A 16,423-nucleotide genomic window follows, 5' to 3' on the forward strand; every position below is an offset into this window, starting at 1 on the left:
AGCCCGGCTGGCTGAACCGGCTGCCGGCTGGAGAAGCAGGGGCAGCCTGATTGGCTGAACCAGCTGGAGAAGCCGGAGCAGATGGATCGGCTGGAGCAACGGGACCATAGGAGTCGTGCGATGACCGTCCGGAGAATCGTCCCCAACATCCACGTCCAGGCCGAGGGACAGTGGAACACGAGCCGTGACTTCTACGGCCTGCTCGGCTTCGAGGAGGTCATGGACATGGGCTGGGTGACGACCCTGGCCTCCCCGTCCAACCCCACCGCCCAGATCAGCCTCTTCACCGAGGAACGCACCGCGCCCGTCGTCCCCGACCTGAGCGTGGAGGTCGAGGACGTCGACCAGGTCTACGCGCAGGTGGTCGCGTCGGGCGCCGAGATCGTGCGGGAGCCGCAGGACGAGGAGTGGGGCGTACGGCGCTTCTTCGTCCGGGATCCGAACGGCCGGGTGGTCAACGTACTGACCCACCGGTCCTGAACGTCCCTTCCTGGGCCGCCGGTGCCCGCCCACCGGTCCTGGGCCGCTCGTGGGGTGAGCCCCGGTCCTGGGCCACTGGTCCTGGGCCACCGGTCCTGGGCCGCTCGTGGGGTGAGCCCCGGTCCTGGGCCACTGGTCCTGGGCCACCGGTGCTGGGCCGCTGGTGGGGTGAACCCCGGCGCCGAGCCGCTGGTGCTGAGGCGCTGGTCTACGTCGCTGGTGTCGAGCCCCGGTGCTGAGCCGCTGGTCCCGGGCTGCTGGTGGGGTGGGCCCCGGCGCCGAGCCGCTGGTCCCGGCCACCGGCGCCGAGCCGCTGGTCTTGGGCCACTGGTCCCGGGTCGCTGGGGCTGAGCCCCCGGTGCCGGGCCACTGGTCCCGGCCACCGGTGCTGAGTCGCTGGCGCTGAGCCACCCGGTGCTGAGCCACCCGGTGCTGAGTCGCTGGTCCTGACCGGCGTCGTGGTGCTCGGGCGTCGGAGTGCCGGGGCGTCGGAGTGCTCGGGCGACACGGTGCTCGGGCGTCGGAGCGCTCGGGGTGTGCCGCGGTGTTCAGGCGCGCCGGTCGGCGACCGCCCAGGAGGCCAGTGCCACGGCACCGGCGACACCGAGGACGGCGGGCCAGGCGCCCACCTTCCTGGCCAGCGGGTGGGACCCCGCGAATCCGGCGACGTACGCGGCCGACAGCGCTCCCGCGGCCCTGCCACCGGCCCGCTCCCGCCACTGCTGTGCGGCGGCGGCCCAGGCGACGGCGAGCACAGCCCCGCCGAGCTGCCGCTTCTTCGTCCAGCGGGCCACGCCGTACCCGCCGACCAGACCGCCCGCGGCCACCACCGCGCTGGGAACCCTCGCCATGTCCGCCTCCTGCTCCTGCCACTGCTCCGGCCGCGCCGACTACTGGAACCGAGGCTAATCCTGACCGGGCACGGCGCACGCGCCGGGGGTGTGCGCCGTGCGCGCCGTGCCCGCGGTCGCGCCGCACACCGGTGCCGGTGCCGGTGCTGGCCGCTCGATTGGCCGAACATCGTGCCCTGACCGCGGCACCTGCGGGCATCCGCCCGGTTAGGGCAGCGGAGGGGGAACGTACGGACGGAACCGATCGAGGGAGCAGGAAGCCGATGAGTACGCAGAGTCCCGGCACGGACCGGTCCCGCGCCAGGTGGGTCACGGTGGACGGCGCCCGCGTGGCGTGCTGGGAGTCGGGACCGCCCGACGCCGAGCCCGTACTGCTCCTGCACGGCTACCCCGCCGACCACCACTGCTGGCGCCACCAGGTCCCGCCCCTGTCGGTCCGGCACCGGGTCATCGCCCCGGACCTTCTCGGCTGGGGCATGTCCGACCGCCCCCTCCACCTGTCCTTCGACTACGACACGGAGGTCGCCCGGCTCGGCCGGCTCCTCGACGCGCTGGAGCTGGACTCGGTGAATCTGGTCGGCCACGACTACGGCGGCTTCCTCTCCCTCGGCTTCGCCGAGACCCACCCCGGGCGGGTGCGCCGGCTGGCGATCCTCAACAGCCGCGCGCACGCCACGTTCACCCGCCGCTGGTACGCCGCGTTCAGCCTGGTCAGCCTCGCCGGACGCAGCCCCGTACTCCGCCGCCCGGCGATGCGCCTGCCCTACGCCGCCCTCCACCGCCGCTCCTTCGCGCCGCTGGTGCGCGCCGGCCACCTCGACGCCCACGTCCTGGACGGTTACGTCGGCTGGATGGCCACCGCCGAGGGCCGCCGCTGGCTGCTCCACTACTTCGGCGACTACCGCACCCCGCCCCGTCCCGAACTGCGCCGACGCCTCGGCGAGATCCCCTGCCCGACGGCGGTCGTCTGGGGCCGCGCGGACCCGTACCTGAGCCCGGCGATCGCGGCCGGGCTGGCCGAGGCCGTCCCACGCGCCGAACTGACGATGCTGGACGACGCGGGCCACTGGGTGATGGACGAACGCCCGGCCGCGGTGACGGCGGCACTGGGCCGACTGCTGGAACGCACCACTCCGAACGGATGAGACGCAGGTCACAGACGATCCCCGCGCCGGCCTGTCACATCGCACCGCCGCCCTCCGTCGTAGCTGTGTACGGCCGACCAGCAACGGCCGACGGCCACCAGCAACGGCCGGCGGCCGACTACGGAGGGACCCACCATGGAAGCTCGTCTCAACATGTTCGCCAACCCGCTGGCGGGCAAGCTCCTGCGCCACATCAACTCCGCGGGCAAGGTCGTGGGCGACTCGACCCTGCCGGCCGCGACCCAGGAGCTGGTCAAGATCCGGGCCAGCCAGATCAACGGCTGCGGCTTCTGCCTCGACATGCACACCAAGGACGCCGCGAAGGCGGGGGAGACCGCGCTGCGCCTCAACCTGATCGCGGCGTGGCGGGAGGCCGAGGTCTTCACCGACGCCGAGCGCGCCGCCCTGGAACTGACCGAGCAGGGAACCCGCATCGCCGACGCCGCCGGCGGTGTCACGGACGAGGCCTGGGCGAACGCCGCCCGGCACTACGACGAGGAGCAGCTCACCGCACTGGTCGGGCTGATCGCCGTCATCAACACGTACAACCGCATGAACGTCATCACCCAGCAGCCGGCGGGCGACTACGAGCCGGGAATGTTCGGCTGAGGCCACCGGCCCCTGTCCCGCGCCTGCCGCTCAGCCGGCGTGCAGCAGGACCGGGAGCCGCTGGTGGCCATTGCTGATCAGGGAGGGCACGGGCGGCAGCTCCTCGGCCGGATCGGCGAGGCGGATGTCCGGGAAGCGGTCGAAGAGACTCTCCAGGGCGAGGGTCACCTCCATGCGGGCCAGCGGTGCGCCCAGGCAGAAGTGGACGCCGTGGCCGAAGGCCAGGTGCTCCTTGACCGTGCGGGTCGCGTCGAAGGTGTCGGCGTCCTGGTGCCAGTCCGGGTGGCGGTTGGCGGCGGCGTACGAGGCGAGGATCGGCTCCCCGCGGGCGATGGTCCGCCCGTCCGGCAGGGCGATGTCCGTGACCGCGTACCGCAGCGGCAGATGCTTGACCGCCGGTTCGTGGCGCAGCGTCTCCTCCACCACGTCCGCCCAGGTGACCTCGCCCTTGCGGACCAGCGCGAGCTGGTCGGGGCGGGTCAGCAGGGTGTGCGCCGCCTGGTCGATGACGTTGACGGTGGTCTCGTAACCGGCGCTGATCATCAGCAGCAGGGTGTCGCGCAGCTCGTCGGGGGAGAGGCGGGCGCCGTCCTCGTGGTCGCGCGCGGCGATGAGCAGGGACGTGGTGTCGTCGCCCGGGCCGGCGGACTTGGTCGCGATGAGCTGGTCCAGGATCTCGTACAGGCGCGCGGTGTTGGCCTGCGCCTCGGCCTGGTCCAGGGTGGTGTCGAAGACGCCGTCCACGACGGCCCGGAAGTCCGGCCGCTGGTCCTCGGGCACGCCCATGAGGTGACCGATCACCGCGATGGGCAGCGGGTAGGCCAGCTCCTGCCGCAGGTCGACCGGCTGACCGGCGGGCAGGTCCGCGAGCCGGTCGACGAGCCCGGTCACCATCGCCTCGACGGCCGGCCGCATCGCGTCGACGCGACGGGCACTGAAGGCGGGCGCCACCAGCCGGCGCAGCTTGCGGTGGTTGGGCCCGTACGCGGTGAACATGTTCTCCACCGCCACCCACAGGGCCAGCGGCCAGGTGCCGACGACCTCGCCGAAGGCGGGCCAGTGGGCCCGGGCGTCCTTGGAGACGTCGGGGCTGGTGAGCAGCTGTTTGAGGAGGACGGGGTCGCTGACCGACCAGGCCTGGACCCCGAGGACGTCCACCCAGGTGGCCGGGCCGCGCTCCCGCAGGGTGCGGTGCTCGGCGTGGTGGTCGGCGCCGGTGGGGTCGAGGACGAGGGCGGGCTGCTGGGTCGCCATGGACTGGCTCCTTAGTGTGCGGCTCGGTGCGCGGCGTGCCGCGCGGCGGGGAAGGTGACGGGCAGAGCTTCGAGGGCGCGGTGGAACGGCCCGGGTCGCCAGGTCAGTTCGGAGAGGGGGCGGGCGAGATCCGTCTCGGGGAGCGCGTCCAGGAGGTGGGTGACCGCGGTCTCGGCGATGAGGTAGGCGTGCGAGCGTGCGGGGCAGGTGTGCGGTCCGATGCTCCAGGCCAGGTGGGCGCGGTTGCCGCCGTGCTGTCCCCCGGGCACGCCCTCGGTGAGGGCCGGGTCGTTGTTCGCGGCCGCCATCGAGATCACGACCGGCTGGTCGGCCGGCAGCAGCACGCCCTCCACGTCGACGGGGTACGGGGGATAGGAGATGCAGTAGTTCGCCATCGGCGGGTCGGTGTAGAGGACGGCGTCGAGCGCGTCGCGCACCGTGGAGAGCCCGGCGTGCAGGTCCGCGGAGAACTCCTCGTCGGTGAGGATCTTCAGGATCGTGTTGCTGATCAGGTTGGTCATGGGCTCGATCCCGGCGCCGTAGAGCGTGACGAGCTGATGGCCCATCTCCTCGTCGCTCAGCTCGACGGGGTGGAGGGTCAGCCGGGAGGTGATGTCGTCGCCGGGGTGGGTCCGGCGCAGGGTCACGAGGTCGGACACGGCCTGGGCGAGGATCAGGTTGCCCTGCTCGGCGTTGGTGGTGTCGAAGATCTTCGCCATGCCGTCGGCGATGCGCTGCCCGATCTCGTCCGGGCAGCCGAGCAGCGCGCTCAGCACGCGGAAGGCGATGGGGAAGGAGTACTGGGTGAGCAGGTCGGCCGAGCCGACGGTGCGGAACCCGTCGATGGCGTCGGAGGCGACCTGCTCGACGAGGGCGCGCAGCCCGTGCTGGTCCACCTTGTCGATGGCGTGGGTGTTCGCGGACCGGTAGCGGGCGTGCTCGGCGCCGCCCGAGCGCAGCGCGTTGGGCCGCCACTCCATCATCGGCCGCACCGGGCAGGTCGCCGGGATCAGCTTCTCCCACGCGCGGGGGTCGGCCGGGAAGTGCAGCGGGTCGTTCAGGATGCGGCGGGCCTGGTAGTAGCCGATCACCAGGGTCGCGGGGACGCCGGGCGCCAGGTCGACGGGGACGAGCGGACCGTGGGTGCGGCGCATGCTCCGGTAGGCGGCGTGCGGGTCGGCGGCGAACTCCGGTGCGTACAGGGCGATCCGGCCCGGCTCACTCGTCGGCGCGGTCTCGGCGGCGGGCAACGTCATCGGCGGGACTCCAGGAGGGCGGCTGAACGGTGCTCGGAGAGGTACTCCGTGAGCGTGATCAGGGCGTGCAGGGAGGAGGTGCGGTCGCGGGCGTCGCAGTACGTCAGCGGCGTGGCCGGTTCCAGGGCCAGCGCCTCGCGCAGCTCGGCCTCGGGGTAACCCGGGGAACCGGGAAACGTGTTGATGGCGACGGCGTACGGAATGCCCGCGCCGTCCAGCAGACCGAGGGCGTCGTGGGAGGCGTCGAGGTCGCGGGTGTCGGCCAGGACCAGGCAGCCCAGGGCGCCCTCGGCCAGGTCCTCCCACAGCGGTCGGAAACGGGACTGCCCCGGCAGCCCGAACAGGTACAGCGCGAGCCGTCCGCCGGCCATGTGGATGCGGCCGAAGTCCATCGCCACGGTGGTCGTCGTCTTGTGCGGGGTGCCGCGCAGGTCGTCCACACCGGCGCTGGCCTGCGTGATGGGCTCCTCCATGCGCAGCGGCCGTACCTCCGAGACGCTGCCGATCAGCGTCGTCTTGCCGACACCGAAACCGCCCGCGACCACGATCTTGGCGGACCGGGTCACCGTGGCCGGGACGTAGGTGACGGACCGGTCGGAGCGGTCGGCTCCGCCGGGCCGGTCGGCTCCGTCGGACTGGTCGGTCCGGTCAGACCATGGAGCGAAGTCCACGGAGTACCTCCTGCAGCAGGTCGAAGTCGGGCTGGTCGTCGATCGCGGCGACCGGGCTGGAGAGGTGGCCGGAGTCCATCAGCGAGGAGACGAGGATGCGCAGCGTGGACGGCGGCAGCTCCAGCGCGGCGGCGATGTCGGCGACGGCCAGGCCGCCGTCCGCGCCGGCGAACAGCCGCATCACCCGGCGGGCGTCCGGGCCGAGGGTGTCCGTGGGACCGGTCGCGGCGATGACCACGCTCTCCAGGCGCACGTCCTCGCGCGCGCGGATCCGGCCCCCGGTGCGGACGTAGGGCCGGACCATGTCGGGATCGCGCCGCGGCCCGCTCATACCGGTGAGCCGCCGTCCGCGACCGGCACGCGCTCCTCCGTGGCCAGCTCGTGTCCCACCCGGGTGGCGAGCCGCACCATGTGGTGGGAGATCAGCCCGACGTCGGCGTCGGGGCCGGTCGTGCACACCGAGAGCATGGTGTTCTTCGCGGCGGTCGTCGTCAGGCCGATGCAGCCGACCGACTCGATCAGCAGCTGCCGCATCCCCGCGCCGCCGGTGAACTCGTCCCAGGCCTTGCCCGCCGCGCGCAGCGCCGCCGTCAGCGCGGCGAACTTCTCCCCGTCGTCCTGGCCGATCGTCTGGGTACGGGCCTTCAGCAGTCCGTCGCTGCTCATCAGCACGGCGTACCGGACGCCCTCGACGCTGCCGAGTTCCTGGTCCAGCAGCCAGCCCAGGCTGTTGGTGTGTGTGTCTTGCACGATCAGTGTCCTTCGTCGTCAGCGGCGTCGTGGGGGGTGGTGCGGGCGGCGGTGTGGGTCGCGGTGTCGGCGGAGGCCTGCGAGGGCTGCTCCCCGTCCCGGCCGCGACGGGTCCCGGCCGCCCAGGCGGCGGCGACGGCGGGACGGCCGGGCCCGGTGTCGTCGGGGGCGGCCGGGCGCCGCGCGGGGGCGGGCGCGGTGGAGCGCCGGCGGACGGTCAGACCGCTGGCGGTGGTGCCCGAAGGTGTGGCCCCGGCGGCCGGGGGCGCGGGGGTGCCTGCGGCGGTGGAGGTGGAGGTGGCCGAGTCGGGTACGGCCGCGGCGGCCTGGGCCGTGGGGACACCTGTGGTGGAGGTGGCCGAGTCGGGTACCGCCGCTGCGGCCGGGGTCCCGGCGGGCTCGGCGACTGCGGCAGATACCAGGGTGGCATCGGGCGCGACGGGAGACGCGGCCACCGCCGGGGCCGCCGGGGCCGCTTGGGTCACCGGAGCCGCTTGGGTCACCTGGGCCGCCGGGGCGGCGGGCCTCGGTACCGGCTGGGCCACCGCAGGGTCGACGGTCAGGTTCTTCGGCAGGACGACCATGGCCCTGGTCCCCTGGTAGATGTTGGGCGCGGTCAGCTCGACGCGGAAGCCGTAGTTCTCCGCCAGCAGGGACGCGACGCGCAGCCCGGTCTGAGGGTGGGCGCCCAGGCGCGTGATGTCGTCGCGCTGTTCGCCGGACATCACGTCGCTGGCCCACAGCAGCCGCTCGTCGTCCATGCGCAGTCCGGCGTCGTCCACGATCAGGAAGCACGCGTGGTGCCCCTGCTCCAGCGAGACGTGGACACTGGCGGCGGGCGGCGAGTAGCGCAGCGCGTTGTCCAGCAGTACGGCGAGCGCGTGCACGACCGCCTCCACGGCGCGGCCCTCGACCACCACGGACCCCATCTCGGGGTGCTTGATCCGCTCGTACCCCTCGATCCGGCCCATGGCCGCACGCACGATGTCGGTCAGCGTGGTGGCGGGCCAGCGCCGGGACAGCTTGTCCCCGGCGAGCACGGAGTACCCGGACGCCGTGAGCAGCATCTGCTGCGTGAGATGGTCGATCTCCACGAGCGTCGCGTACGCCTCGTCCGAGATGTGCCGCCGTACGCCCTGGCTGACGGCACGGCCGAGCCGCGCCGACCGGGCCACGACGTTGTTGGCGAAGCCGCGCACGGCGGCCCGGGCCACGCCGACGGACTCGTGCCGTACCTGCGCGATCTGCCGCTCGGTGTCCTGCCGTACCTGCTCGGCGGCGTGGGCCGCGGCCCGTTCGGCGGCCGCCCGCTCCTGCGTCCGTACGTCACCCACTGCCGAGGCCACCGCGCCGGGTACGGCACGCAGCCGCTCGGCGAGCGGCGTCCCGTCGAGCTGCGCCGGCACGGGCAGCCCGCCCTCGGGCCCCGCACCGCCGTGCCCGCCGTTGGCCGCCGCCGGGATCACGGTGGCGGCCAAATGCCCCACGCACTGCTCGGCGGCGACGAGTTGCAGGGTGAGCCGGTCGGCGTGCTCGCGCAGCTGCTCGGCCCGGCGCCGGGCCTGCACGCCCTTGCGCCGGAAGTACCACGCGGCCCCGACGCCGGCCGCCGCCAGCACGGCGGCGGCGGTCACTATCAGTTCAGTCATCAGGTCCTCACGGATCGGAAGCCGTCGGTGTGGGCGAGGTGGCCGAGGCGGGACGGCGCACAGGGGCGCGGCGCAGGGGCGGGGCGCGACGGCGGGGGCGCGACGGCCGGCCCGGTGCCGACCGGGCTCTCAACGGGCCCCGGCGGACCGGTGTCTCCCATGGGCACCCCGTGCCGCGGAGTCGGCAGCGGCGCGGGCGGCGGCGGGGGCGCACGACATGGAACTCCCAGGAACACGCGAGGGGCCGGTACGAGCAGGGGGCGCCGACGACGCGGACTCGAAGCGGGACGGGAACGCGCACCCCCGGCCATCACCTCGAACTCCCGTATCCGCGAACGGCGTTCGACGTACAGGAGGGGACACTACCGCTTGTGCTCACACCTCGTGTCAACCTCGTGACTACCAGCCGGAGCCGTCGGGGGTTTGACGCGAAAAATGCCCGGATGACGGCCGAACGTCATTGACTGAAAAGGGAGTTGGCCAGCGGGCTGACGTCCTGGTAGCGCCCTTCCGGCGGCGGCTCAGCCGGCGTCGGCGAGACGCTTCAGCCACTCGTTCAGCAGCAGCCGCTCCGCGTCGCTGAGTACCGTCTGCTCGGGCAGGGTGGCGCGCAGGGCTCGGGCGGCTCCCTGCGGGCCGGCGTCCCGCACGGCCGGCCGTTCGTTGGTGACGGCGGCGACCATGGACTCGCGCAGGGTGGTGAAGAGGGCCGGATCGCGCCGGTCCTCGGGCTGGGACAGCCAGGTGAGCACCGCGCCGCGCGCCGTGGCGTGGATGATCTGGGCCGCCAGCTCCTCGTCCACGCGCAGCCATCCACCGGCGGCCAGCCGCCGCATGCGGCCCATCAGGATCTCCATACCGGCCTTGAACGCGGCCGAGCCCGTCCGCGCGGGTTCGGTGTACATCAGCGTGTACAGCGCGGGATTGGCCAGACCGAACTCGACCGCGAGGTCCCAGCCGTCCCGCAGGTCCTCGATCGGGTCCCGGGGGGCGGGGTCGACGTGCTTGGCGGCGAGGAAGCTCGCGAAGCCGTGCTCGGCGACCGCGTCGAGCAGTCCGTCCTTGTCGCCGAACAGCCGGTAGATGGCCGGCGGCTGCAGCCCGGCCGCCTCGGCGACCGCGCGCGTGGTGACGGCGTCGCGGCCGCCGCGCGTCAGCAGACCGATGGCGGCCTCGATGACCCGCTGCCGGGTCTGGTCGGAAGAACGGGATGGCATGGAATCAACGATACCGCCTTCGTGTTGCCATCGTGATTATCACTGTTACCGTATTAGTGATTCCGCTGGAAACAGTGACGGGGAATCGCCCTGAACACTCCCTGTGGACATTTGGAGCGCATCATGATCATCGTGACCGGAGCCACCGGACAACTGGGACACCGGATCGTCGGGCACCTGCTCACCCGGGTGCCGTCGGAACAGGTCGGCGTCAGCGTCCGCGACCCGGAGAACCCGCGGGCCCGGACCTTCGCCGACCGGGGCGTCCGCGTACGGCGGGGCGACTTCACGGACGCCGAGAGCCTCGCCCACGCCTTCGAGGGCGCCTCACAGGTCCTCGTCGTCTCCGTGGACAAGCTGGGTGAGGAGTGCGTGAAGCAGCACCGCGCCGCGATCGAGGCGGCCGTCGCGGCGGGCGCCCGCCGCATCCTCTACACCAGTCAGATGGGGGCCGGTGCGGCCTCCCACTTCCAGGCCTGCCGCGACCACGCCGCCACCGAGGAGATCCTGCGCGGCTGCGGGGTCCCCTTCACCTCGCTGCGCAACGGCTTCTACGCCGCCAGCGCGACGCGCTTCCTCGACCACGCCCGGGAGACCGGCGAGATCCGGCTCCCCGCGGACGGCCCGGTCGCCTGGACCACGCACGCCGACCTCGCGGAGGCGACCGCCGCGATCCTGGCCGACGAGGGCCGCTTCGACGGTCCCACCCCGCCCCTCACCGCGGCGCGGGCGCTGACCTTCGACGACATCGCGGCCCTCGCCGCCGAGGTGACCGGCCGCGCCTTCACGAGGACCACCGCACCCGGGGCCGGCTTCCGCGACCAGCTGATCGCCCAGGGCGTCCCCGCGCACTACGCCGACCAGCTCCTGGGCATCTTCGCCGCCGCCCGCACCGGCGAGTTCGCCACCACCGACCCGACGCTGGGCACGCTGCTGGGCCGGGAGCCGGCCGACATGCGGGAGGTGCTGGGGGAGGCCCTGCGGTAAGGGCTGCGGGATGCCCTGCGGCAGAGGGATACGGGAGGCGGCGCCTCACCGCGGAGGCAGGGGCTGCGGGAGGCGGCGCCTCACCGCGGAGGCAGGGGGCTGCGGGAGGCGGCGCCCCGCCACTGCGGCAACGGCGACGCTTCCCGGTCCCCCGCCCCCGCCCGGTCACCCCGAGGCCAGCTGCTCCGCGATCTCCTTGACCCAACCGGCGGTCCTCTCCGGATCGTTGAGGGTCTCCGCCCACGCCTGCGGCTCCAGCTTGTGCTGTGCGGGCCCCGCCTTGAGCGCGACGAGCAACTCCCGGGCGGACTGCCGGATCTCGGGCGTCGTGTCGGCGCTCCCGGGGATGTCGGGCCCCGCCGCGAGACCGTAGATCCTGCGGGCCATGGCCTGGCGTTCGCCCTTCGACACCTTCTTCCAGATCTTCAGGGCGTGCTTCAGCGAATCCTTGCGGGACCGGGCCGCCTCCGGCTGCTCGCCCTCCGGCGCCCAGCGCTCGGGGTGGCGGACCTCTTCGTAGCGCTTCGTGGCCGCGCGCCCCGCCTTGTAACCGGCCACGCCGAGAATGAGACCGGCCCCCACCGCGGCGGCGATCCAGCCGCCCGGGTTGCTCCCCAGCACCCCCGCCGCGGTGACCGCCGCCACGATGCCGCCCGCGGCCTTGGCGGGCTCGCCCACCGCGCCGCCCACCGTCTCCTTGCCGATCTTGGTGAGCTGCTTCTTCTTCGCGTACTTCTGTGTCCCGCCCAGGGTTTCCGTGTCCTGCACGGCCCGCCGGTAGGCCGCCGCGGCGATCCCGGCGCGCTCGTACTCCTCCCGGATGGCGTCGAAGGCGGCCTCGGCGGCGGGGTACCACTCCCTGGGCGGGCGCCCCTGCCCGGCCTCCCTGACGGCGTTCAGCCGCGCGAACGCCGCGTCGACCCGCTGCTCGGCCTGGTCCGACTCCTCCCGCAGCCGGGCCAGCAGCTCCGCGTGAACCTCGCCCGGATCGCCGAGCTGCTTGATCCGCCGGTACTTGCGGGTCGCTCCCCCGACCTTCCCCGCGGCCCGGGCGCCCTTCCACAGGCCGGTGACGGCACTGAAGACGCCGCTCACCTCGGCGGCGGTCGCCGCGTCCGCCGCCGCCTGGACCTTGGTCGCCTCCTTGGCGACGGCCGCACCGTAGCCACCCGAACTGGCGGTGCCGACCACCGCGTCCGTCCCCTTGGTCCTGGCCTTCTTCCCAGCCGTGTGGTGCGCGGCCCCGGACCGGTTCCTCCTGGCGTCCTTCATGTTCTTGAGCGAGTCGTACGCGTTGACCACGACCCCGGTGACCTCGGTGAGGAGGTTCCACGCCCCGGCGGCGGTGCCCGCGGCGGCGGCGTCGTGCTTGAGGGCCCCGTCGCCCGCCGCGGTGGCTGCCTGGCCGAGGCCGGCGCTGGTGGGTGCCTGGGCGCCCTTGGCCAGGTTGTCCACGGGGTCGAGGTTCTTCTTGAACCGGTCCAGCAACTCGGCGGCCCGCTTGACCAGATCGTCCGCCGACCTCGCCGCGACGGCCGCCTCCGCCTCCGTTTCCGGTTCCGGCTCCCTGGCCGTCTCGAAGGTCTCCGGGGTGCCCGGCCGGGACGGCTCGTGCCCGTCCGGAGTGCCCGGCCGGGCGGTCACGAAGCTGTCCGAGGTGCCCGACGACAGGGCGGTCGCGAAACTCTCCGGCGTGCCCGGCCGGGACGACTCGGCGGACCCCGGCGCGCGTTCCATGGTCGCGTTCCGGACGCGCTGCACGGCGGCGGTCGCGGCCCGGTTGCCGACGCTGGACTGGAACCGCAGGAAGGCGTGCTCCCCCGAACGCCCGGACGGACTTCCGGCCCGGCTGCCCTCCCGTTCCCGGCGCTGCCGGGCCGAGGCCGACGTGGCCACGGACGGCCGGGGCGGGGTCTGCTGGACCGGGGTGCTCATGGACATACCTCTCCTGCTGCCGGACCGGGCGAGGCGAAGGTAGCCAGGCACGGCGAACAGAAGGGGTGCGGCGGGCAAACACCTCACGGACGCGGACGGAACGCGTCGAGATCGCGCAGGCGGCCCTCCGGCCGACCTGCCCGGGCACCGTGCTCGGCGGTACCCGGGGACGGGCGGCCGGTTCCTCGTCCCCGCGCTTCACGCCGTCACCCGAGGACGTACGCCAGGCAAGCGACCTCGAACACCACCAGCCCGATCAGATCGCCCCGCTTCCACAGCGGCCTGCGGGAAGCGATGACGGTCTCCACGCGGCCGGGCGCCACCGGGTCGTAGCGCACCTTCACCGTGTCACCGGCCCGAGTCCCGGCAGGCACCGTGTCACCGGTCCGAGTCCCGGCAGGGACGTCGCTCTCGTTGGCGGAACAGGTCATCTTGCGTCCGTCCGCCGTCCGGAAGCCGAGGAGGAACGTGGGCCCGCCGCCCCGCACCCGCCACTCACGGTCGTAGCAGCGCGCGTCCACCTCCACGCCACGAGTCCGTACCAGCAGGCGCTTGCGAAACACCCAGACGAACGCGACGACGCCGAGCGAGGCCGGTATGAGGAGCAGGCGGTCCGAATTCACTGTCGGCCCTTCCGGAGGTCAGTGCGGACCCGAAAGGTGCCCGGAAGCGGTGCGGGCCCGAGGCCGCTGCCGGAAGCGGACTTGAGGCCCCCTCAGCGAACGGGCACCGGAGCGGCCGACGGCGACCACTCCCGCCTGATCAGCCCGTACACCCAGGAGTCGGACACCTCGCCGTTCACGACGCAGTCCTCCCGCAGCGTCCCCTCGCGCACGAACCCGACCTTCTCCAACACCCGGGCGGACGCGTCGTTGCGCGTATCGGCCTCCGCTTGGACCCGGTTCAGGTCCAGCGTGTCGAAGGCCCACCCCAGCAGGGCGCGCGCCGCCTCGGTCGCGTAGCCGTGCCCCCACATCGTCTCGTCGAGGCAGTAACCGAACGACGCGCTGCGATGGACCGGGTTCCACTCCGACAGGCCGCACCAGCCGACGAAGGCCCCGTCGGACGCACGGTCGATGACGACACGCGCTCCCGTGCCCTCGTCCGCCAACTTCCGGCAGTTCGCGAGGAACCGCTCGGCGCGGGCCCGTTCGGTCCACGGCGGGGAGTCCCAGTAGCGCATGACGTGGGTGTTGCTGTGCGCGGCGAACAGACGGTCCCCCGTCGGCGGGAGAGAAGGGGCGCAGTCGCAGCCGGTCGGTCCGCAGCTCGGGAGTCACCAAAGTCATGCGCGTCATCCTGGGCCCTCACGGGGCGGGCAGAACACCGATTATCGTCATGGCGGTGCGACGGCTTTCGGTTGCGCGGCCGTGAGGGGCATCCGTGCAGTGGAGCTTCCCCTTGATCGCGGACACCTGGAGACTGGGATCCTGAGGTTCCAGAGGAAGTAGCACCAGGTGGGAAGCAAGTACACGAAGCGGTACACCGAGGAGTTCAAGCGGGATGCGATCGCGCTCGTCGACTCCTCGGGCAAGACGGTCACTGCCGTCGCCCGGGAGCTCGGCATCAGCTCCGAGTCTCTGCGGGGCTGGTACCCGGCGGGCGAAGGCGGACCGGGGCGAGGGCGAGTCCGGTGAGCTGACCAGCGGCGAGCGCGAGGAGCTCAAGCGACTGCGCAAGGAGGTCCGTGAACAGCAGCAGACGATCGAGATCCTGAAAAAAACGACGGCCTTCTTCGTGAAGGAGAACGACCGGTGAGCGAGCTCTACCGGTTGATCCATGCGGAGAAGGCGGCCTACCCGATCGTCCTGCTGTGCCGGGTGCTGAAGGTCGCCCGCTCGTCCTACTACGCCTGGTGCGAGGGCGAGGCTGCCCGTCGTGCCCGAAAGGCCGCCGACGACGTGCTCGCGCACGAGATCACCGTGCTGCACATCGCCTCCCGTCGCACCTACGGTGTCCCGCGCATCCACGCCGAACTGCGCCGCCTGGGCCGGCGAGTGAACCGCAAGCGCGTCGCCCGCGAATACGGGAGTTGCAGCTACAGCAGAGTTGTGGACGCACCGGATCGTGCTTCGACAACGCTGCCGCGGAGCGTTTCTGGGCCCTGCTCAAGGAGGAGATCGGCACCCGTGCCTGGCCCGACCGGGCCACCGCCCGAGCCGAGGTCTTCTCCTTCATCGAATCCTTCTACAACCGCCGCCTGCGCAAGCACAAGACCTTCGGCTACCTCACTCCGGCCGAGACCAGGCAGCGGCATCAACACACCCTCGCGGCATAACGATCACGTGTCCGAGATCGCGGGGAAACTCCACTCCACGCGTCTGCCCTCTCTGTGTGCGTTGAAGGAGCCGTTCCCGCCTCCCGTCGGTCAGGGAGACTCCTGCATGGGGTGGCCTACAGAGTCGATGAATCGGTGCCAGGCAGTCTGGGTCACGCTGAGTATGGGCCCGTCGATGCGCTTGGAGTCGCGTATCAACGCGCCGCGTGAGACGTACGCGCACTCCACGCATTCAGTGCCGCTGCCCCCGCTGTAAGAGGACTTGAACCAGCGGGGCTCCTGGTTGGCTGCGATCAAGACTCACTCCTTGCTGACCCGGTCGATGAGTTCGACCGAGGACTCGAGGTCGAGCGCCTGGGCGCTGAGGTAGTCGAAGGCCAACCTATATCGCTCCAGTTCCTCGGGCTTCTCCATGAACAGGCCACCACCGAGGAGATCCACATAGACGACGTCCAGCTCACGGGCTTGGCCGCGAAGTGTGACGAAGCTTCCCACTGCGGCGGCATGTGCTCCCAGGGAGAACGGAAGGACTTGGACGGTGACGTGCGGTCGCTCGGCACAGGCCAACAGGTGGGCGAGTTGCTCTCGCATGACGTCACGGCCTCCGACCTGACGGCGGATCGCGGCTTCGTCGATCACGCACCAGATGCGCGGGGGCTCTTCACGCTCCAGCAACTCCTGGCGCTTCATGCGGATGTCGACCATGTGCTGGACTTCGCGTTCGCCGCATTGCACCTCTGAAGCGCGGTGGACCGCCTCTGCGTAGGCGCGCGTCTGGAGGAGTCCCGGAACGTACATGCACGCGTAGTGGTCCTCGCGTACGACCTCGTCTTCCAGGGTCAGCATCAGGTTCATGGAGTCGGGGATGGGGTCGGCGAGTGATCGCCACCATCCTTGGATCTTGGCGCCCTTCGCCAACTGCACGAGGGCAAGGCGCTCTTCGTCCGTTGCAGAGTACTCACGGCACAGGGCGTCTACGGCCGGCCACTTGACCGTGCCCTCCTTCGTCTCGTAGCGGCTCAACGTCGCCTTCGAGATGCCGACGCGGGATCCTGCCTCTTCGAGCGTCAGCCCCTTGCGTTCCCGGAGTCGTCGCAGATCGGCACCGAGTTGGCGCCTACGAGTGGTGGGTCCGACTGCCATGTCCTCAGTCCTTCGCGTTGGTCCAGTAGATCGTGGTGCTCCGCTGGTGGCGGCGGCAAGACGGTGTGCGCCGGGGGCGCGTGACGAAGCTGCGTGCCCCCGGCCGATGTCTAGTGAGAGTTCCATTTAGAGAGTTTCAATGCAACTCTGAGTCGCGTCAGCAACACAGTGCGGCATCAGTGGTGGGGAGTGGATAGG

18 protein-coding genes and 2 pseudogenes are annotated in these 16,423 nt (G+C 72.1%); 7 read left to right on the forward strand and 13 right to left on the reverse strand.

What is annotated here, in order from left to right; translation table 11 throughout:
* The first annotated feature begins 120 nt into the window (after positions 1 to 120).
* The gene (locus tag ACGFYH_RS08815; protein WP_393802415.1) at positions 121 to 480 is read left to right on the forward strand and encodes a VOC family protein; all 360 of its coding nucleotides are present in this window, start codon (positions 121 to 123) and stop codon (positions 478 to 480) included.
* Between the two features lie 548 nt (positions 481 to 1,028).
* On the opposite strand, the gene ACGFYH_RS08820 is transcribed toward ACGFYH_RS08815, so the two are convergent.
* Positions 1,029 to 1,331 (reverse strand): hypothetical protein, encoded by a 303-nt coding sequence (locus ACGFYH_RS08820; protein WP_393802416.1) that lies wholly within the window; start codon positions 1,329 to 1,331, stop codon positions 1,029 to 1,031.
* 263 nt (positions 1,332 to 1,594) lie between these two features.
* Between ACGFYH_RS08820 and ACGFYH_RS08825 the strand changes: the two genes are divergently transcribed.
* Positions 1,595 to 2,476 (forward strand): alpha/beta fold hydrolase, encoded by an 882-nt coding sequence (locus tag ACGFYH_RS08825; RefSeq protein ID WP_393802417.1) that lies wholly within the window; start codon positions 1,595 to 1,597, stop codon positions 2,474 to 2,476.
* A gap of 135 nt (positions 2,477 to 2,611) precedes the next feature.
* Positions 2,612 to 3,085 carry a carboxymuconolactone decarboxylase family protein gene (locus ACGFYH_RS08830; RefSeq protein ID WP_393802418.1) on the forward strand — a complete coding sequence of 158 codons (474 nt, stop codon included), beginning with the start codon at positions 2,612 to 2,614 and terminating at the stop codon, positions 3,083 to 3,085.
* 30 nt (positions 3,086 to 3,115) lie between these two features.
* Here ACGFYH_RS08830 and ACGFYH_RS08835 read toward each other — a convergent pair whose 3' ends face one another.
* From ACGFYH_RS08835 to ACGFYH_RS08865, 7 genes are all read right to left on the reverse strand, one after another.
* Entirely contained in the window at positions 3,116 to 4,339 is a 1,224-nt protein-coding gene (locus tag ACGFYH_RS08835; RefSeq protein ID WP_393802419.1) for a cytochrome P450, read from the reverse strand.
* Positions 4,340 to 4,350: 11 nt separating this feature from the next.
* Positions 4,351 to 5,595 (reverse strand): cytochrome P450, encoded by a 1,245-nt coding sequence (locus ACGFYH_RS08840; protein ID WP_393802420.1) that lies wholly within the window; start codon positions 5,593 to 5,595, stop codon positions 4,351 to 4,353.
* The gene (locus ACGFYH_RS08845; RefSeq protein WP_393802421.1) at positions 5,592 to 6,266 is read right to left on the reverse strand and encodes an ATP/GTP-binding protein; all 675 of its coding nucleotides are present in this window, start codon (positions 6,264 to 6,266) and stop codon (positions 5,592 to 5,594) included. The genes ACGFYH_RS08840 and ACGFYH_RS08845 overlap by 4 nt, the downstream gene beginning before the upstream one ends.
* On the reverse strand, positions 6,244 to 6,597 hold the full coding sequence (locus tag ACGFYH_RS08850; protein WP_393802422.1) for a DUF742 domain-containing protein: 354 nt from the start codon (positions 6,595 to 6,597) through the stop codon (positions 6,244 to 6,246). Before ACGFYH_RS08850 ends, ACGFYH_RS08845 begins: the two co-directional genes overlap by 23 nt.
* Positions 6,594 to 7,016 carry a roadblock/LC7 domain-containing protein gene (locus ACGFYH_RS08855; RefSeq protein WP_087809118.1) on the reverse strand — a complete coding sequence of 141 codons (423 nt, stop codon included), beginning with the start codon at positions 7,014 to 7,016 and terminating at the stop codon, positions 6,594 to 6,596. Before ACGFYH_RS08855 ends, ACGFYH_RS08850 begins: the two co-directional genes overlap by 4 nt.
* A gap of 2 nt (positions 7,017 to 7,018) precedes the next feature.
* Entirely contained in the window at positions 7,019 to 8,665 is a 1,647-nt protein-coding gene (locus tag ACGFYH_RS08860) for an ATP-binding protein (RefSeq protein WP_393802423.1), read from the reverse strand.
* Between the two features lie 521 nt (positions 8,666 to 9,186).
* A complete protein-coding gene (locus tag ACGFYH_RS08865) occupies positions 9,187 to 9,882 on the reverse strand; it encodes a TetR/AcrR family transcriptional regulator (RefSeq protein ID WP_393802424.1) in 696 nt (231 codons plus the stop codon).
* 123 nt (positions 9,883 to 10,005) lie between these two features.
* Here ACGFYH_RS08865 and ACGFYH_RS08870 point away from each other — a divergent pair, with 123 nt between their 5' ends.
* Entirely contained in the window at positions 10,006 to 10,869 is an 864-nt protein-coding gene (locus tag ACGFYH_RS08870; RefSeq protein WP_393802425.1) for an NmrA family NAD(P)-binding protein, read from the forward strand.
* Positions 10,870 to 11,034: 165 nt separating this feature from the next.
* Here the strand turns inward: ACGFYH_RS08870 and ACGFYH_RS08875 are convergent, their stop codons facing one another.
* The 3 genes and pseudogenes from ACGFYH_RS08875 to ACGFYH_RS08885 form a co-directional block, all read right to left on the reverse strand.
* On the reverse strand, positions 11,035 to 12,804 hold the full coding sequence (locus ACGFYH_RS08875) for a hypothetical protein (protein WP_393802426.1): 1,770 nt from the start codon (positions 12,802 to 12,804) through the stop codon (positions 11,035 to 11,037).
* A gap of 206 nt (positions 12,805 to 13,010) precedes the next feature.
* A complete protein-coding gene (locus tag ACGFYH_RS08880; RefSeq protein ID WP_393802427.1) occupies positions 13,011 to 13,427 on the reverse strand; it encodes a DUF3592 domain-containing protein in 417 nt (138 codons plus the stop codon).
* A 92-nt stretch (positions 13,428 to 13,519) separates the two neighbouring features.
* Positions 13,520 to 14,093: pseudogene (locus ACGFYH_RS08885) on the reverse strand (GNAT family N-acetyltransferase).
* Between the two features lie 168 nt (positions 14,094 to 14,261).
* Between ACGFYH_RS08885 and ACGFYH_RS08890 the strand changes: the two are divergent.
* The 3 genes and pseudogenes from ACGFYH_RS08890 (at position 14,262) to ACGFYH_RS08900 (ending at position 15,082) form a co-directional block, all read left to right on the forward strand.
* Positions 14,262 to 14,441 (forward strand): transposase, encoded by a 180-nt coding sequence (locus tag ACGFYH_RS08890; RefSeq protein ID WP_393802428.1) that lies wholly within the window; start codon positions 14,262 to 14,264, stop codon positions 14,439 to 14,441.
* A gap of 264 nt (positions 14,442 to 14,705) precedes the next feature.
* Positions 14,706 to 14,813, forward strand: a pseudogene (locus ACGFYH_RS08895) (IS3 family transposase); the annotation flags it as partial.
* A 23-nt stretch (positions 14,814 to 14,836) separates the two neighbouring features.
* A complete protein-coding gene (locus ACGFYH_RS08900) occupies positions 14,837 to 15,082 on the forward strand; it encodes an integrase core domain-containing protein (RefSeq protein WP_393802429.1) in 246 nt (81 codons plus the stop codon).
* Between the two features lie 90 nt (positions 15,083 to 15,172).
* Here the strand turns inward: ACGFYH_RS08900 and ACGFYH_RS08905 are convergent, their stop codons facing one another.
* Together ACGFYH_RS08905 and ACGFYH_RS08910 are read right to left on the reverse strand one after the other, a co-directional pair.
* Complete coding sequence (locus ACGFYH_RS08905) at positions 15,173 to 15,379, reverse strand: DUF397 domain-containing protein (protein ID WP_393802430.1); 207 nt, start codon at positions 15,377 to 15,379, stop codon at positions 15,173 to 15,175.
* Between the two features lie 3 nt (positions 15,380 to 15,382).
* Positions 15,383 to 16,225 (reverse strand): helix-turn-helix domain-containing protein, encoded by an 843-nt coding sequence (locus tag ACGFYH_RS08910; RefSeq protein WP_393802431.1) that lies wholly within the window; start codon positions 16,223 to 16,225, stop codon positions 15,383 to 15,385.
* Positions 16,226 to 16,423: the final 198 nt, after the last annotated feature.

The sequence above is a fragment of the Streptomyces sp. NPDC048392 genome, from assembly GCF_043200575.1.
Taxonomy (GTDB): domain Bacteria; phylum Actinomycetota; class Actinomycetes; order Streptomycetales; family Streptomycetaceae; genus Streptomyces.

Excerpts from the sequence above, each read along its gene's own strand:
- ACGFYH_RS08820 (WP_393802416.1), bottom strand. The coding sequence starts at position 1,331 with ATGGCGAGGGTTCCCAGCGCGGTGGTGGCCGCGGGCGGTCTGGTCGGC.
- ACGFYH_RS08875 (WP_393802426.1), bottom strand. The coding sequence starts at position 12,804 with ATGAGCACCCCGGTCCAGCAGACCCCGCCCCGGCCGTCCGTGGCCACG.
- ACGFYH_RS08825 (WP_393802417.1), top strand. The coding sequence starts at position 1,595 with ATGAGTACGCAGAGTCCCGGCACGGACCGGTCCCGCGCCAGGTGGGTC.
- ACGFYH_RS08865 (WP_393802424.1), bottom strand. The coding sequence starts at position 9,882 with ATGCCATCCCGTTCTTCCGACCAGACCCGGCAGCGGGTCATCGAGGCC.
- ACGFYH_RS08840 (WP_393802420.1), bottom strand. The coding sequence starts at position 5,595 with ATGACGTTGCCCGCCGCCGAGACCGCGCCGACGAGTGAGCCGGGCCGG.
- ACGFYH_RS08835 (WP_393802419.1), bottom strand. The coding sequence starts at position 4,339 with ATGGCGACCCAGCAGCCCGCCCTCGTCCTCGACCCCACCGGCGCCGAC.
- ACGFYH_RS08815 (WP_393802415.1), top strand. The coding sequence starts at position 121 with ATGACCGTCCGGAGAATCGTCCCCAACATCCACGTCCAGGCCGAGGGA.
- ACGFYH_RS08870 (WP_393802425.1), top strand. The coding sequence starts at position 10,006 with ATGATCATCGTGACCGGAGCCACCGGACAACTGGGACACCGGATCGTC.
- ACGFYH_RS08860 (WP_393802423.1), bottom strand. The coding sequence starts at position 8,665 with ATGACTGAACTGATAGTGACCGCCGCCGCCGTGCTGGCGGCGGCCGGC.
- ACGFYH_RS08830 (WP_393802418.1), top strand. The coding sequence starts at position 2,612 with ATGGAAGCTCGTCTCAACATGTTCGCCAACCCGCTGGCGGGCAAGCTC.
- ACGFYH_RS08910 (WP_393802431.1), bottom strand. The coding sequence starts at position 16,225 with ATGGCAGTCGGACCCACCACTCGTAGGCGCCAACTCGGTGCCGATCTG.
- ACGFYH_RS08850 (WP_393802422.1), bottom strand. The coding sequence starts at position 6,597 with ATGAGCGGGCCGCGGCGCGATCCCGACATGGTCCGGCCCTACGTCCGC.